Source organism: Acidithiobacillus marinus, from assembly GCF_002847505.1.
Taxonomy (GTDB): Bacteria; Pseudomonadota; Gammaproteobacteria; order Acidithiobacillales; family Acidithiobacillaceae; genus Acidithiobacillus; species Acidithiobacillus marinus.
This window is the reverse complement of sequence record NZ_MXAV01000044.1, coordinates 81,588-96,121: the sequence shown is the minus strand read 5'-3', so window position 1 is coordinate 96,121 and position 14,534 is coordinate 81,588. Positions and strand designations below refer to the sequence as shown.

The 14,534-nt window shown below is 53.6% G+C and carries 13 protein-coding genes; 4 read left to right on the top strand and 9 right to left on the bottom strand.

Annotation, left to right across the window (positions count from 1 at the left end; all coding sequences use genetic code 11):
* Positions 1-58: 58 nt before the first annotated feature.
* The 6 genes from B1757_RS12000 to rpoE all read right to left on the bottom strand — a co-directional run bounded on the left by B1757_RS12000 (position 59) and on the right by rpoE (position 6,141).
* Positions 59-475 carry a DUF4845 domain-containing protein gene (locus tag B1757_RS12000; RefSeq protein ID WP_253253843.1) on the bottom strand — a complete coding sequence of 139 codons (417 nt, stop codon included), beginning with the start codon at positions 473-475 and terminating at the stop codon, positions 59-61.
* A gap of 84 nt (positions 476-559) precedes the next feature.
* Positions 560-1,351, bottom strand: a complete 792-nt coding sequence (gene lepB, locus B1757_RS11995; protein ID WP_101538524.1) for a signal peptidase I — start codon at positions 1,349-1,351, stop codon at positions 560-562.
* Positions 1,352-1,370: 19 nt separating this feature from the next.
* On the bottom strand, positions 1,371-3,173 hold the full coding sequence (gene lepA / locus B1757_RS11990; protein WP_101538523.1) for a translation elongation factor 4: 1,803 nt from the start codon (positions 3,171-3,173) through the stop codon (positions 1,371-1,373).
* Between the two features lie 103 nt (positions 3,174-3,276).
* Positions 3,277-4,689, bottom strand: a complete 1,413-nt coding sequence (locus tag B1757_RS11985; RefSeq protein ID WP_253253852.1) for a DegQ family serine endoprotease — start codon at positions 4,687-4,689, stop codon at positions 3,277-3,279.
* A gap of 163 nt (positions 4,690-4,852) precedes the next feature.
* Complete coding sequence (locus B1757_RS11980; protein WP_101538521.1) at positions 4,853-5,518, bottom strand: sigma-E factor negative regulatory protein; 666 nt, start codon at positions 5,516-5,518, stop codon at positions 4,853-4,855.
* Complete coding sequence (gene rpoE, locus B1757_RS11975) at positions 5,515-6,141, bottom strand: RNA polymerase sigma factor RpoE (protein ID WP_101538520.1); 627 nt, start codon at positions 6,139-6,141, stop codon at positions 5,515-5,517. The genes B1757_RS11980 and rpoE overlap by 4 nt, the downstream gene beginning before the upstream one ends.
* A 113-nt stretch (positions 6,142-6,254) precedes the next feature.
* Here rpoE and nadB point away from each other — a divergent pair, with 113 nt between their 5' ends.
* The 4 genes from nadB (at position 6,255) to B1757_RS11955 (ending at position 9,634) form a co-directional block, all read left to right on the top strand.
* Positions 6,255-7,886: an L-aspartate oxidase gene (gene nadB, locus B1757_RS11970; protein ID WP_101538519.1), complete on the top strand. Its 1,632-nt coding sequence runs from the start codon at positions 6,255-6,257 to the stop codon at positions 7,884-7,886.
* 34 nt (positions 7,887-7,920) lie between these two features.
* A complete protein-coding gene (locus tag B1757_RS15470) occupies positions 7,921-8,079 on the top strand; it encodes a hypothetical protein (RefSeq protein ID WP_172437699.1) in 159 nt (52 codons plus the stop codon).
* Positions 8,080-8,312: 233 nt separating this feature from the next.
* Entirely contained in the window at positions 8,313-9,281 is a 969-nt protein-coding gene (gene ygfZ, locus B1757_RS11960) for a CAF17-like 4Fe-4S cluster assembly/insertion protein YgfZ (protein ID WP_101538517.1), read from the top strand.
* Positions 9,282-9,283: 2 nt separating this feature from the next.
* Positions 9,284-9,634 (top strand): hypothetical protein, encoded by a 351-nt coding sequence (locus tag B1757_RS11955; protein WP_101538516.1) that lies wholly within the window; start codon positions 9,284-9,286, stop codon positions 9,632-9,634.
* A 110-nt stretch (positions 9,635-9,744) separates the two neighbouring features.
* Here B1757_RS11955 and cydC read toward each other — a convergent pair whose 3' ends face one another.
* The 3 genes from cydC to B1757_RS11940 all read right to left on the bottom strand — a co-directional run bounded on the left by cydC (position 9,745) and on the right by B1757_RS11940 (position 14,459).
* On the bottom strand, positions 9,745-11,508 hold the full coding sequence (cydC, locus tag B1757_RS11950) for a thiol reductant ABC exporter subunit CydC (RefSeq protein WP_101538515.1): 1,764 nt from the start codon (positions 11,506-11,508) through the stop codon (positions 9,745-9,747).
* Positions 11,501-13,255 carry a thiol reductant ABC exporter subunit CydD gene (cydD, locus tag B1757_RS11945; RefSeq protein ID WP_101538514.1) on the bottom strand — a complete coding sequence of 585 codons (1,755 nt, stop codon included), beginning with the start codon at positions 13,253-13,255 and terminating at the stop codon, positions 11,501-11,503. The genes cydC and cydD overlap by 8 nt, the downstream gene beginning before the upstream one ends.
* A 76-nt stretch (positions 13,256-13,331) precedes the next feature.
* Complete coding sequence (locus B1757_RS11940) at positions 13,332-14,459, bottom strand: FIST signal transduction protein (RefSeq protein ID WP_253253842.1); 1,128 nt, start codon at positions 14,457-14,459, stop codon at positions 13,332-13,334.
* Between the last annotated feature and the right edge of the window lie 75 nt (positions 14,460-14,534).

The window sequence follows — 14,534 nt, the reverse complement described above, 5'->3', positions numbered from 1 at the left end:
AGGGCCTTGAGTTGAATCCTGGAATGGGCTTTGCCTTATGCGCTGCAGCGCATCTTCCTCAGTGCCCGCCTTTGGCCTGAAAATGCAGGAGCAGGCTCATATTTCCGGCTAGGGGAACAATTTTGTCGTAAGTCACCGTAATCAGCACGGGACCATTACCGGCCTTTTCAATCACGATGTCTTTTTGCGGGATATGAATCATGGCCACGCCCAGGCGCCCGTTCAGGTTATAGAGGATTTGTCCCGCCGACTCCTCCGGGCCAGCCTGCTGCGCCTGTTGTTTGACAATATTTTGCAGGGACCAGTAATCGTAATAACTGGGCATGACCTTGACCACAAAAGCAACCACCAGCACCAGTATGAAAATCCAGAAAATCACCCCGATCAGACCAACTCCAGCTTCTGGCGAGGGATTGGCAGAAGGATTGATGGGCAGTCTCTCTCTGTTGCGTAACCACTGAACTGGACCTGGCATGAAGCAATACTCCGTACACGGCAAATGAAATCAGTTTCTATTTAGTTGGCAATGAGCATTCATGCAAGGAATATCACGCTGATTTTATTGCCGACCATCGAGAGAACGGCCAACCTGATTCCAGCGAATGGACCAATCTTCTGCATCCCAGGAAAACCAGACAAACATGGCCTTACCCACAATGTTGCGTTCTGGAACCACTCCCCAGAAACGGCTGTCATTACTGTTGTCCCGATCGTCACCCATCATGAAGTAAGTGTGGGGAGGAACCTTGTAAGGTCCAAAATCCATTTGCGCTTCTGGAGTGTCAAACTCAATAATATGAAAATGATGACCGCCCAGTTCTTGAGCATATTCTTTCGTGGGAATAACCATACCCTCAGCACCCTGACCTTCCGGGCGATAGTTGAAATTGCCGATATATTTCTGGGGAATCAGTTTGCCATTGATATAAAGATCATTGCCTTTGACCTCGATGGTATCGCCGGGCAACCCAATGACCCGCTTGATATAATCAATGCGGGGATTTTTCGGATAACGAAATACCATGATGTCCCCTGCTTCCACCGGGCTGCCCTGGGTAATCGGAGTATGGATCAGAGGCAGTCGCAATCCCCACTGGAATTTATTGACGAGGACAAAATCCCCGACCCGCAGGGTCGGAATCATGGAACCGGAAGGAATCTGAAAGGGCTCAAAAAGAAAGGATCGAATCAAAAAAACCACCAGCAAAACCGGAAAAAAACTGCGGGCATATTCGACAATAATGGATTCACGGGTTTCCTGATTCCGTCTGCGCCGGAGAAATATGACATCCACCAGCCAGATCAGGCCAGATACAAGCACCGCGAGAAACAACCCCAAAGTAAAATCCATTGATATATTTCCTTCCTGTTTAGCGTTTATCGCTCTTCAGTACCGCCAAAAATGCTTCCTGGGGAATTTCCACATGCCCCACCTGTTTCATGCGTTTTTTCCCCTCTTTCTGTTTTTCCAGCAATTTACGTTTACGGGAAACATCACCGCCATAACATTTGGCCAGCACATTCTTGCGCATGGCCTTGACGGATTCACGGGCAATGATGCGCGCCCCGATGGCTGCTTGTATGGCCACTTCGAACATTTGCCGGGGTATAAGTTCACGTAAACGTGTCACCAGTTCACGACCACGCCGTTCGGAAACGTCCCGATGCACAATCCAGGACAAGGCATCGAGTTTTTCCCCATTGATCAGAATATCCATCTTTACCAGTGGGCCACTCTCAAAGCGGGCAAATTCATAGTCCATAGAGGCATAGCCCCGACTGACAGATTTCAGGCGGTCAAAAAAGTCCAGAACGACTTCGTTATGGGGTAATTCATAGCGGAGCATGACCTGCCCACCGGTAAACTGCATATTTTTCTGCCGGCCCCGGCGTTCTTCACACAAGGCAATGACCGGACCCAGATAGGTTTCCGGCACCAGAATATTGGCGCTGATGACCGGTTCCTGAAAATCGGCGATCTTTTGAACGGGTGGCAGTTCAGCCGGGTTGGAAATTTTCAAGGTTTGACCATCGGAGGTAATCACCTGATACACCACCGTCGGTGCGGTGCTGATGAGTTCCAGCCGATATTCTCGCTCTAATCGTTCCTGCACAATTTCCATGTGCAATAAGCCCAGAAAACCACAACGGAACCCGAAGCCCAGGGCCTGGGAGGTTTCCGGTTCAAATTGCAAAGCCGCATCATTCAGGCGCAGCTTCTGTAGCGCTTCACGAAAATCTTCATAATCGGAGGAATCCACCGGATACAAACCGGTGAATACTTGCGGCTGTACCTCCCGGAAACCCGGCAAGGCCTGACTGGCAGGGCGATCCTGTTCAGTCAGGGTGTCACCGACCCGTGCCCCTTCAATACTTTTGACTCCAGCAATAACAAAACCCACAGCGCCTGTTTCCAGCGCCGGCACCGTCAACGACTTGGGAGTAAAAACGCCTACCTTCTCAACCACATAATTTTTCTGACCGACCATGGTCACTACCCGCTGACCAGGTCGGATAGATCCATTCATGACGCGGACCAGCACCACCGTGCCCAGGTAATTGTCAAACCAGGAGTCAATGATGAGGGCTTGCAGAGGAGCATTACTGTCCCCTTTGGGGGCGGGAATCCGTTCGACCACTCTTTCGAGAATCTCCCGGATGCCAATGCCTTCCTTGGCGCTGGCTTCGATGGCGTCATCGGCAGGAAGGCCGACAATTTCTTCAATTTCCGTGCGCACCCGGGCGGGATCCGCTGCTGGTAGATCAATTTTATTGAGAACCGGGACGATTTCCAGATCATGTTCCAGGGCCGTGTAGCAGTTGGCAACACTTTGGGCTTCCACGCCCTGGGAAGCATCCACCACCAGCAAGGCACCCTCACAGGCCGCCAGAGAGCGGCTGACTTCATAGGAAAAATCGACATGACCAGGCGTGTCTATCAGATTGAACTGGTATTCCTGGCCATCTTTGGCCTTGAATTGCAGGCGCACACTTTGCGCCTTGATGGTGATTCCCCGCTCTTTTTCAATATCCATGGTATCGAGTACCTGACTGGACATTTCCCGTTCGGTGAGAGCCCCACACAAACGGATGAACTGGTCAGCAAGGGTGGATTTGCCGTGATCCACATGGGCAATGATGGAAAAATTGCGAATATGTTGCTGCTCAGTCATATATCCTTAAATCCCAAAGAGCTGGACAGTTTTCCTGTCTTGCTCGACACCTTAACAAAAAGGGCCGGGAGTTACACCCAGCCCCTGCCCTCTATCTTGGATTTCAGCGAGGCAGTGAGAGTACCAGATAGAAGCTACCATCTCCGCGACGGACCAGCACCGGAACAGGCTGGCCGGCGGGCAGTGACGCGACTAGTTTCTGCAGCGCAGTCACGTTATTGATGGGCTGCTGGGCCACCTGGAGAATAACATCACCGGGACGAATGCCGGCTTCAGAGGCAATACCCGGAGCCACCCCCAAAACCAACACTCCGGTATTCACGTTGAGCTGCTTCCGGGCTTCGGCAGTAAGTGGACCAACTTCGATATGCAACCGCTTGATTTCACCTTTCAGCGTTTGTCCACCTGAAGCCCCGGCAGTATCCGCCGTTTTATCCATATCACCCGGCAAGCTCTCCACGACGATAGTCAAGGTCATGGGTTTGCCATCCCGAATAATACCCAGCTTGGCCTTGTATCCGGCTGGCAGAGCTCCGACCATGGGCGGTAGCTGTCCAGAGTTATAAATGGCATGTCCGTCAAAGGACACAATCACATCCCCAGGACGCAAACCCGCCTTGGCTGCGGGACCATCGGGAACCACCTGGGATACCAGGGCGCCGATAGGTTCTTTCATGTGGAAGGATTTGGCCAGATCCATGCTGACATCCTGAATCATGACGCCCAGCCAGCCAAAATGCACTTTCTGATGTAATTTCAGCTGTTTGACCGCATCCATGGCCACATTAATGGGGATGGAAAAAGACAATCCCATATAGCCGCCACTGTTGGTGTATATCTGGTCATTGATACCGACTACCTGACCCCGCATATTAAACAGTGGCCCCCCGGAGTTGCCGGGATTAATGGGCACATCGGTCTGAATAAAGGGAATATAGGGATCATCGGGCAGAGGGCGGGAGGTGGCGCTGACCACTCCCTGGGTAACGCTGTTTTCAAATCCGAAGGGAGAACCTACAGCCAGCACCCACTGCCCTACTTCCAGCTTGCCTGAGTCTCCGATTTGCACTGTGGGCAGATTTTTGGCATCTATTTTGAGCAATGCCACATCAATACGTGTGGATAAGCCTACCAAATGGGCCGTATATTGATGATGATTGGTCAAGCTAACAATGATTTTCTGAGCACCCTTGACTACATGCGCGGCCGTGACAATATAACCGTCAGAACTCACAATAAAGCCTGAGCCCAAAGACTGGACTTCATATTTATGGCCTGGAGGAGTCGCTCCGCCCTGACCGGCTCTCGGTTGTCCTGGGGCGCCAAAAAAAGGCGCAAAAAACTGGTTCAGAGGGGAATCCGGGGGAAAAGGTGATCCAACCCCACGCGCCGTTTTGGTTTCCGTAGTACTGATGTTGACCACGGCAGGCCCATATTGTTTAACAATGGGAGTGAAATCCGGAAGCGCGACCATGGTCGCGGGAGCAGATCCAGCATCCGCCAAGGCTGGGAGCATCCCAGCAAAACCCAAGGAAAAACTGACACAAAGCGCCACAAATGGGCGCTGTTTACGCCGCAGATCTTTATTCAAAGTACACTCCCTCCCGACTACGATAGTTACTTTATCAAATGGCCCTGCTTATCATCTCGGTATCCGGGCTTATTGGCAATAAGGCGTTTTAAGGATAGCCGCCGGCAGAACGATCAATGGAGATATTACTGATTCCCGCTGTGGAACTATATACCGTGTTCTGTAGGCCTCCGCCAACATGACCGTAAACGGCAGACGCGGAAACGGGAAGATAATTACTCTGACCGGGAATCCAGAGCCGCTTGATGTCCTGCTGTATCATCAGGTCAGGGCCAGCAGGCTGGACATTGAAATCGTCAACCGGGCGAAGATGAAATACCTCCCGTGTCCCTTGTGCACTATTCGAAAGTGCTGTCTGAGTGAGGTGATTTCCTTGAACAGAAACCGTTTGTCCATCGGAAAGAGTATGCCGAGGAAGCAAACCCACCAAGGTGACTGACACTGCCAGTACTGCAGCTACTGACCCGGCCTTCATCCAGAACGAAGGGGAAACACGGCGAGTCCCAGACAAACGAGGTGCCAGAATAGCAGGTTCATCGGCAATTTGCGCAGCTATGCGATCAGCAAACCCCGACGATGCCCACTGGGCACCCCTGCGGTCGTTTTGCAACAAAAAAGAAATCCGGTACTGATTTTCCCAGGCATCCCGCAGACTTCGTTCGCTTTGTAAGCGAGCAGCCATACGATTGGCTTGCAAGGGTCCTAATTCGCCTTCCATGAAGGCCATCAGATCTTCTCTGTTTTGATTATTCATGGCTGTTCCTGATTTAACAATGGTGCCAACACTTTGGCAATGGCTTCGCGCGCTCTGAAAATCCGCGATCTCACTGTTCCCACTGGACATTCCATCACTTGCGCAATCTCGTCATAACTGAGTCCCTCAAACTCCCTAAGTGTTACCGCTGTTCGCAAATCTTCCGGCAACGCTGACAAGGCCCCATCAATATGCTCTGCCAATTCCTTGCTGAGCAACACGCCCTCAGGCGTATCATATTCTCTTAGTCCATCAGCACCGGCAAATTGTTCCGCATCTTCGGTTTCGGCATCGACAATGGCTACCTGCCGCCCCTGGGCGACCAGGTGGTTTTTGGCCGTATTGACGGCAATGCGATACAGCCAGGTATAAAAGGCGCTATCCCCGCGAAAATTTTTCAGGGCTCGATAGGCTTTGACAAAAGCTTCCTGGGCGACATCTTCGGCTTCTTCCGGCGTGCGCACAAAGCGACCAACCAGAGCCACTACCTTGTGCTGATATTTGCGTACCAGCAGATCAAAAGCCTTTTTTTCTCCTTTTTGTACCCGCTGAACGAGTAACAAGTCAGTGGTCGCGCCGCTTTCCGGCGCGCCACTGCTGCCGCGTCCACTTGTTTTACTCATTCGGCCTTCCTTTATGGTTCTGGTGCCGTTCTTCACCTTGTTAGCCCATCATCGTATCATGACCCGCAGGTTTTCTTGCAACAACATTCCTACGACTATTTCCAGGACACTGAATGCCCGTTTTTGACTTCATAATTATTGGTTCCGGTGTTGCCGGTCTCAGCACTGCCCTGGGACTCGCCCGCCTGGGAACTGTGGGTATTCTGAGCAAGGATCAGGCCGAACTCACGGCCAGCAACTGGGCTCAGGGAGGCATGGCTGCGGTCATGGATTTCACCGAGGACAGTATCGCCATGCACATTGAGGATACCCTGGGGGCCGGTGCGGGACTTTGCCATCCCGACGCTGTTACCCGGATTATTCAGGCAGGTCCTGACGCAGCCCGGCAACTGATCGACTGGGGAGTACCTTTTGATCGCCAAAGTGATGGTGCTTGGCACTTGACTCGGGAAGGTGGGCATCGGGTCCGCCGGGTTCTGCATCGTGCCGATACCACTGGAAACGCCATCGAACATACCTTACTTGAGCGCGTACGCCAGCAAACCCGGATCAGTCTCTTCGAAAACCATTTGGCCTGTGAATTATGGACGCAGGAGGGACGCTGTCAGGGTGTCTGGGTCATGGATGCCAAACATGATACCCCGGAATTATGGACTGCCAGAGCCATTATTCTGGCGAGTGGTGGAGCCGGTCAAATGTATTTACACAGCAGCAATCCCATGGTGGCTACCGGGGATGGCATCGCTCTGGCCTATCGGGCCGGTGCCGAAATTGCCAATATGGAGTTTATCCAATTCCATCCCACTACTCTCTATGATCCGGGTCATGCCCCTTTTTTACTTACGGAAGCACTGCGCGGTGAAGGTGCAGTACTGCGCCTTCCCGATGGTCGCCACTTTCTGGACCATTATGATCCGCGTGCGGAGCTTGCACCTCGGGATATTGTCGCACGCGCTATCGATACAGAAATGAAAAAGCATCAACTTTCCCACGTCACTTTGGATATCAGTGCAGAATCAGCAGATGCCGTTCGCCAGCATTTCCCTGCTATATACCGCCATTGTCTGGAACGCGGCTACGATCTTACCCGGGAAGCGATTCCGGTAGTGCCCGCCGCCCATTATACCTGCGGCGGTGTGGTGGTAGATGCTCATGGACACAGCTCATTGCCCGGTCTCTATGCCGTCGGAGAAGTCAGTGCGACCGGCCTGCATGGGGCCAATCGCCTGGCCAGCAATTCCCTGCTCGAATGTGTGGTCGGAGCAGCTAGTATTGTTGAAGCCCTGGAAGGCAAAGCCCGGCTTCCGGAGCCGCCAATCTATCATGCTACCGTTCCTGCCCTGGCGGCATCAAAACAGCAGGGTGTGCTCCCGGATCCACATAGCATGATGGAGATGCACCACACGATACAGCACGTGATGTGGCAGTCAGGAGGCATTATTCGCAATGATCAGGACATGAGCAAGGCTGTGCAGCAACTTGCAGCCATGGCTGAACGAATCGGGGATAGTTCCGGCGTATCACGGAGCTATCAGGAATTGCGCAACTTGCGTCAGAACGCCGAAATCCTGCTGCGTTCGGCCCTGTTTCGCCGTGAATCCCGGGGCTGTCATTTCAATATAGATCATCCGGATTGTGCTGAAGAAGCTTTCGATGTCATTACCCAACGCGATCAGGAACATCCTTACGCGCGTCCCATAGCTGGCGCAGATACAGGCGCCAGAGACGCCAGGTCCCGCCCCTGAGTGGGAAAATGCCAATCAGGGTATATTTTCTCCGGTGTCCACTGCGCAGCTGTATAACGCCCAGTCGCGGATGGAGGAATGGTTGCGCCGGCAACTGAACCGCTACTTGTTCCCCACTGCCGAGCTGCAACAGCAGCTGATTTTCGGGTCCTGTCAGCAGGGCAACGGGCAGCCGCAACTAGCGCCGGACTGACCAGGGGCAGCGCCAGACCACCCAGACAGCCACACCCATAAACAGCAGCAGGCCACAGCGAAAATGGTCAAACATAGCCAGGAGTGCCGAGAGCCCCGCCAGCATACAGGGTAGACTGTGCAGCAGTGCCTGGTGCCGGAGCGAACCGCAGAAAAGTGGCGGCAGTGCTTTGTCACCGTCATTCATCGCGCTATGATAAAGAACTGTGCATCAGCTCGACCGGGAGTATATTCATGACATCAGCCGCCATCCAGTTTTCCCTCCTCAGCAGCGAACTGGGACTCATCCACGCCCATGGCGCAGACGCCGAAAAATTTCTACAGGGTCAATTCTCCAATGATTTGCGCAGCTTGACCAGTGGCGGCCAGGGACAATGGAGCAGCTACAGCACCGCCAAAGGGCGGATGATTACCAATTTTTATGTACAACGTACGGAAGATCACTTCTGGTTGAGTCTTTCCTCCAGTTTGGTAGAGCTGGTTGCAGAACGTCTGCGCAAATTCCGGATGATGGCCAAACTGGACATTGAAAATGCGGAACCCGCGCATGGACTACTGGCTGTTTACGGAACAGGTGCCGGAAAAAATCTGGCGCAGGTGTTAGGCTGCACCATGCCCGCGCTTGAAAACAGCGGTGTCGTTCAGGATGACTGGATGGTGACCCGCCTGCCATGGACTGGACAGGAAATCTACCAACTGATCGCACCGTCGGATAAACTGGCTACGCTGAGTAATGCACTGAGGTCATCGGGTGTAGAAGAAGCCTCCGTGGAACAATGGCGCTTGGCAGCCATCCATGCGGGAGTGGCTTACATCAGTCAGACTACCAGCGAGAAAGTCATCCCTCAGGAACTCAATCTGGAGGTATTGGGCGGCATCAATTTCAAAAAAGGCTGCTATCCCGGTCAGGAAATCGTTGCACGCTCCCACTACCTGGGCAAGCTTAAAAATCAGATGTATGCGGTCAGCGCCGGGCATCCGCTGGCGGTGGGCGCTGAAGTTTTTGCCGAAAGTATGGGTGAGCAAAGTATCGGCCTGATCATCAATAGTGCCGAATCCAGCCCTGGGCAGTATGCGGCCTTGGCGGTTCTACGTGCTGCCAATGTCGGCGAGCCTCTCCGGGTAGGGGCGGTGGACGGTGCAGAAATACAAATACAGCCATTACCTTATACCCTGCCCCTGGATATGCCCAAAGAGGCCTGAAAATGTGGGGGATTGTCGCAGGACTGGTCAGTTATCCGGTATTTTCCTGGTACAGCAAGCGTTTTCTGGATGATCAGGGGCTGGAATCGGGATTCACCCGGATGCTCCTGGTATTCCTGGTAGCCACCATACTCTCGTCGGCATTGGGCTATGGCGTATCCTGGCTGACCACCCCGGCCCATACCCAAAGTACCCAGGCCGCCCTGGAAAAAAAGAGTACGGTCATTCTTGGCAAGGAACTTCACTGTCTGCAGAACCCGTCCAGTCCGGCCTGCCAGTCGGCCGCCGAGCAGAGCAAGGCGCTGGAAAACAAGTTGCTGGGGAGTCTTGGTGCGGGCAGCGGCCAACAATAGCGTTATCTCACACACATTCCCAACGTAAATCTGCCAGATGTCATATCGTCATGGATCACATGGTTCTGATCTACATGCTTACAAAGCACCCCGACCCGGTACCGGGTTTTTCAGGAAATTTTTTCTCCGACAACACCGTTCCGGAAGGTCGCAAAATGGCTGAGATGCCCGCCTTTTTTCAGCAGCTCGGCATAGGTTCCTGATTCAACCACGCGGCCTTCATCCAGAATAAACACCTGATCCATCTGCTCCAGGCCCAGCAGGCGGTGAGTAATATACAACACTGTGCGCCCAGCCATGAGGGGCTGCAAATCCCGGAGAAATTCCATTTCCGTAATGGGATCCAGGCCTTCCGATGGTTCGTCCAGAACCAGCCAGGGCGCATTTTTGAGGATGGCTCTGGCAATAGCCACCCGCCGACTCTGACCACCCGATAGCTTTACGCCACCCTCACCAACAATGGTATCCAGTCCGTCGGGTTGACTGCGCACAAAGCTTTCCAGTTGTGCTGCTGCCAGCGCTTTCCAGAGTTCCTCTTCTTCCGCATCGCCTTTGGCCACCAGCAAATTGTCACGGATGGTGGTATGAAACAGGTAAGAACGCTGGGAAACGACGGCAAAAAATTCCCGCAATTGATCAGCCGGAAAACTTTTGAGTTCATGCCCGCCAAATTGCGCAGTGCCGGACTGATAGTCATAAAAGCGCAACAACAAATTGGCCAGACTGCTTTTACCGGCACCTGTTGCGCCCAGTACCGCCACTTTACTCCCTGCCTTGATCTGAAGATTCACCCCAGCCAGGGCATCCTGCTGGCTTCCGGGATAACGTAAATGCACATTCTCCAGCAAGAGATCCGGTTTCTGCACATCCGGGGCCGGGCCACTGGCATCGGGAAAAGGCAAGGCGCTGTCTGCCACGGAGAATATACGCCGGGCCGCCTGGCGGGTCTGGCCGAGAAACTGAAAAGCCAGCGGTAAGGCGACAATGGCTTCAAAAGATCCCATCACCCCCAAGGCAAACATGGGCAAATCCGAAGGTCCGAGATGCCCGCCATGAATCAGGGGAATAGCCAGTATCAAAATCACCCAGACAGCCAGATTGCCCATGAAGCTCATCCCGGCGGTACTGAGACCGCTGATCTGGGCCATTTTGGCCTGCCGCTGCAAGATGGCATCATTAAGACGGTTACTCCGGTGCAGTATTTCCGGCCCAGCTCCATAAGTGAGCAATTCTCCCATGCCTTGCATTCCATCCACCAACTGCACCCGATATTCGGACTGCAAGTTGGTCATTTCGGCGCCGCTGCGCGCGCCCAGACGCTCTGCGAGCAGGGGCAAGGCCAGTCCGGAAGCAGCCAGAAACAAAAACAAGGCAATGGCCAGGCGCCAGGCAAAAAATGCAAAAAACCCGGACATCAGCAGCGTGGCCAGACCCGCGACCAGGAAAGGGGTGAATACGCGCAGATAAAAATTATTGAGGGTGTCTATATCCGCTACCAGGCGGGATAAAATATCGCCCGAGCGATACCCCTGCAGTCCTGCCGGAGCCAGTGGCTCCAGCCGACTGTAAAACCAGCTGCGTAGCTGGGCGAGCAAACGAAAAGTGGCCTCGTGCGTGATCACCCGTTCCAGCCAGCGGGAAATCACCCGGGTCGTGGCAAAGGCTCTGACTCCGGCGGCCGGCAAGAAAAAATTATATAAATTGAGGGTGGCATACCCGCCCAGGCCCGCCAGTGCAGCACTGGCCAGAAACCAGCCGGATAGTGCCAGCAGACCAAAATTGGACAATATGGTCAGCAGCGCCAGGAGGGCACCGCCCAACATCCAGAATTTATAGGGAAAAAACAGTTTTAAAAGGCGCCAGTAATCAGACATGGATTTCTCCCCGATAAGCCGCCACCATGCGGGCATAAACACCACCAGCCGCCAACAATTCCTGGTGGCTTCCGCTTTCAGCGACCCGGCCTGCCTCCAGCACAACAATATGATCGGCGCGTTCTGCGGTAGCCAGTCGGTGAGCGATGACTATGGCTGTACGACCCTGAATTAAACGCTGCATGGCATCCAGCACCAAGGCCTCGTTTTCCATGTCGAGGTTGGCGGTTGCCTCATCGAGAATAAACAGTGGCGGATTTTTGAGAAATGCCCGGGCCAGGGCAATGCGCTGAATTTGTCCACCGGAAAGCCCCTGACCGAGATCCCCGATCATGCTGTCAAAACCTTGCGGCAGCGCTTCAATAAATTCCAGGGCATGGGCATTTTTGGCTGCTTCGCGGAGTGCTGCGAGATCAGCATCGGCTTGACCCATACGGATATTGTCGGCAATGCTGCCATGAAATAGACGGGGATTTTGTGGGACCCAGGCGAGTTGCCGCCACCACAGTTGCGGGTCGATGGCATTCAAGGGCATCTGCCCATTGACGAGAATCTCACCCTTATCGGCATGGACAAACCCGAGAATGGCATTGGCCAGAGTACTTTTGCCGGCACCGCTGGAACCTACCAGGGCCGTTACCTTGCCCGCAGGGAATTCAGCCGTAACCCCATCCAGCGCCATACGACCGGGTTCATAAGCAAAACACAGATCGCGAATGACCAGACTGATTTCTTGGGAATGCACATAATCTTCGGCAGGCTGAGGTTTTTCCGGCAGAGGCATATCCAGTATTTCGAAAATGCGCTTGGCGGCAGCAATGGCGCTCATGCGGGCATGATAATGGGTGGAAAGGCCGCGCAGCGGATTAAAATACTCGGGGGCCAATAGCAAGACGAAAAATGCGGTGTAAAAAGTAACGGCGGCGTGCACCTGCAGCAAGCGGGCACCCAGTGAAACAGCCACCAGGGCGATGGACAGGCTGGCAAAAAACTCCAGTACGGCTGAGGTCAAAAAAGCTACCCGTAAACCTGCCATGGTGCTGCGCCGGTAATCATCGGATATGCGGGCCACAATTTCAATTTCATCCTTGGCACGGCCGAAAATCTTGAGGGTCGTCAGGCCCTGCACCACGTCCAGAAAGTGTGCGCTCATCAACAGCATTTTGCGCCACTGGCGCTGATTGACCGCTTCGGCCGCATAACCGACCAGCACCATGAAAAAAGGCACCAGAGGCCCGGTAATCAACAAGATCAGACCACTGATCCAGTCTTCGGGAAAGACCACCACCAGAATGGCCAGAGGAATCAGGCTGACCAGGGCCATTTGCGGCAAATAGCGGGAAAAATAAGGCTCCAGTGCCTCGACACCCTCAATCATGGTGCTGGCAATATCCGCACTACGCTCCCCGGCAATCGCGACAGGCCCCAGTTGCAGCAAATGCTTCAACAGTTGTTCCCGCAGATAGCTTTTGATACTGGCGCTGGCCCGAAACGCCACCAGCTCCCCGGCCCAGGACAGACCGGCCCGCACAACGAACAATGCCAGCATGGCCCAGAGCAAAGGCATAACGGCAGCCAGGCCCAGTCCTTCAAAAGAGACGCCGTTGACAATATGGGCGAGAATAAAAGCCTGGAGAATAATCAGCAGTCCGGCGGCCAGACCCAAGCCAATCCCGAAGTACAAGGTACCCCGGGTCCGTCGCCCTTCCTGCATCAAGCGTTGATCTATGCGTACCGGTTTAGACATTATCAACCTCTAATATACTGATACAAATATAGCACAGGCCCGCGTTTAACTCACCCTATAAGCTAAGATCCCCTGCTCAATCACCCAGAAAAAGGGTCAGCACTCCGGTATAACCATATATTTTGTCGTGGGATATTTCCCCATTAGCGAAAAATCCGACGAGGGGAAAATGGCCCAGCCGGGATTCAATCAAACGCAGTTCCGCAGAATCCGGGCCAAACAATCCCTCACCTCTTCCCAGACAGGAAAAATACAGGCCTCCGCGAATAGATCTTCCGGCAACCAGTTTTTCCAGTTCGTCCAGCATTCTCAACATATCTTCCCGGGCAGAACCACCGTCACGCTTGCAGAACATCAATGCCTGTCCAGGCTCAATATATTCACCTATGGCCACCACTTTTTGATCTGTGCCCACACCAATCAGATTGCGCACGGTGTAATCGCCCCGGTCATCATTCTGGACCGGCAAGGCAGCGAATATGTAACCTGCCGCTCTTTGCAGATCACGCGCAAGCACTTCACCAATTTCTTCGTACAAGACATCCAGGGCAGGTCGATCGTCAAGGGTTCCCACCACATTACTGTGTGCTTCGCCAATGATGTGTACCGGTCCAATAGGACTGCAGCCCTGGGAAAGACGGGTGGCAATAGCCACCTGGTCGGTAAAAAACACTCCGCTCACTCCGCCATGCAGGGTTTTGTCAGCAATTTGTGCACCTTTACCCCGGCTACTGCTGAGACCGCCGGTGATAAAGCCGCTTTGCGTCATGCCAGCACAATGCTGCACCAATTCAGGCAAGGCACTGGTGGCCGGGTCACCGTGAACTATCGCAAAATAAGGGGGAACTCCGTTGAGCAGGGGGGGCTGGGTACTGAGCACCGTCGTCATTCCTGAAAAAACTGTAAAATCCGATTCCGGAAAATCCGTAACCATCAACGCCAGAGCGGGTTGATCAAGATATTCCTGTGCGGTGGCACATATGCCAATGCCCACGCAACCCGTCCAGTGTTGAACATCCACCCTGAGTTTCAACTCCGCCAGCAAATCCGGGAGATCATTCTCAAATTCATCCGATAGGTATAGAAATCCCAAGGTGCCGGTAAGCGCCTGGCTGCCAGCCATCGCCAGGGCGTCCGCCAAGGCTACGCGCCAATCAGGATCAGAAGCGTGTCCATAAGCAAACGGTGGCTTGAAGGCGTGCACTATTCTTCCTCCTGAAATGGTGAAGGGCTAAAACGCGAAAAGAGCCAGAGCTGAACTCTGACTCTTTTCGCGTAT

Coding starts and splice junctions, on each gene's coding strand:
- lepB (WP_101538524.1), bottom strand. CDS start 1,351: ATGGATTTTACTTTGGGGTTGTTTCTCGCGGTGCTTGTATCTGGCCTG.
- B1757_RS11980 (WP_101538521.1), bottom strand. CDS start 5,518: ATGAATAATCAAAACAGAGAAGATCTGATGGCCTTCATGGAAGGCGAA.
- B1757_RS12000 (WP_253253843.1), bottom strand. CDS start 475: ATGCCAGGTCCAGTTCAGTGGTTACGCAACAGAGAGAGACTGCCCATC.
- ygfZ (WP_101538517.1), top strand. CDS start 8,313: ATGACATCAGCCGCCATCCAGTTTTCCCTCCTCAGCAGCGAACTGGGA.
- nadB (WP_101538519.1), top strand. CDS start 6,255: ATGCCCGTTTTTGACTTCATAATTATTGGTTCCGGTGTTGCCGGTCTC.
- B1757_RS11955 (WP_101538516.1), top strand. CDS start 9,284: ATGTGGGGGATTGTCGCAGGACTGGTCAGTTATCCGGTATTTTCCTGG.
- cydC (WP_101538515.1), bottom strand. CDS start 11,508: ATGTCTGATTACTGGCGCCTTTTAAAACTGTTTTTTCCCTATAAATTC.
- B1757_RS11985 (WP_253253852.1), bottom strand. CDS start 4,689: ATGCTCCCAGCCTTGGCGGATGCTGGATCTGCTCCCGCGACCATGGTC.
- lepA (WP_101538523.1), bottom strand. CDS start 3,173: ATGACTGAGCAGCAACATATTCGCAATTTTTCCATCATTGCCCATGTG.
- cydD (WP_101538514.1), bottom strand. CDS start 13,255: ATGTCTAAACCGGTACGCATAGATCAACGCTTGATGCAGGAAGGGCGA.
- rpoE (WP_101538520.1), bottom strand. CDS start 6,141: ATGAGTAAAACAAGTGGACGCGGCAGCAGTGGCGCGCCGGAAAGCGGC.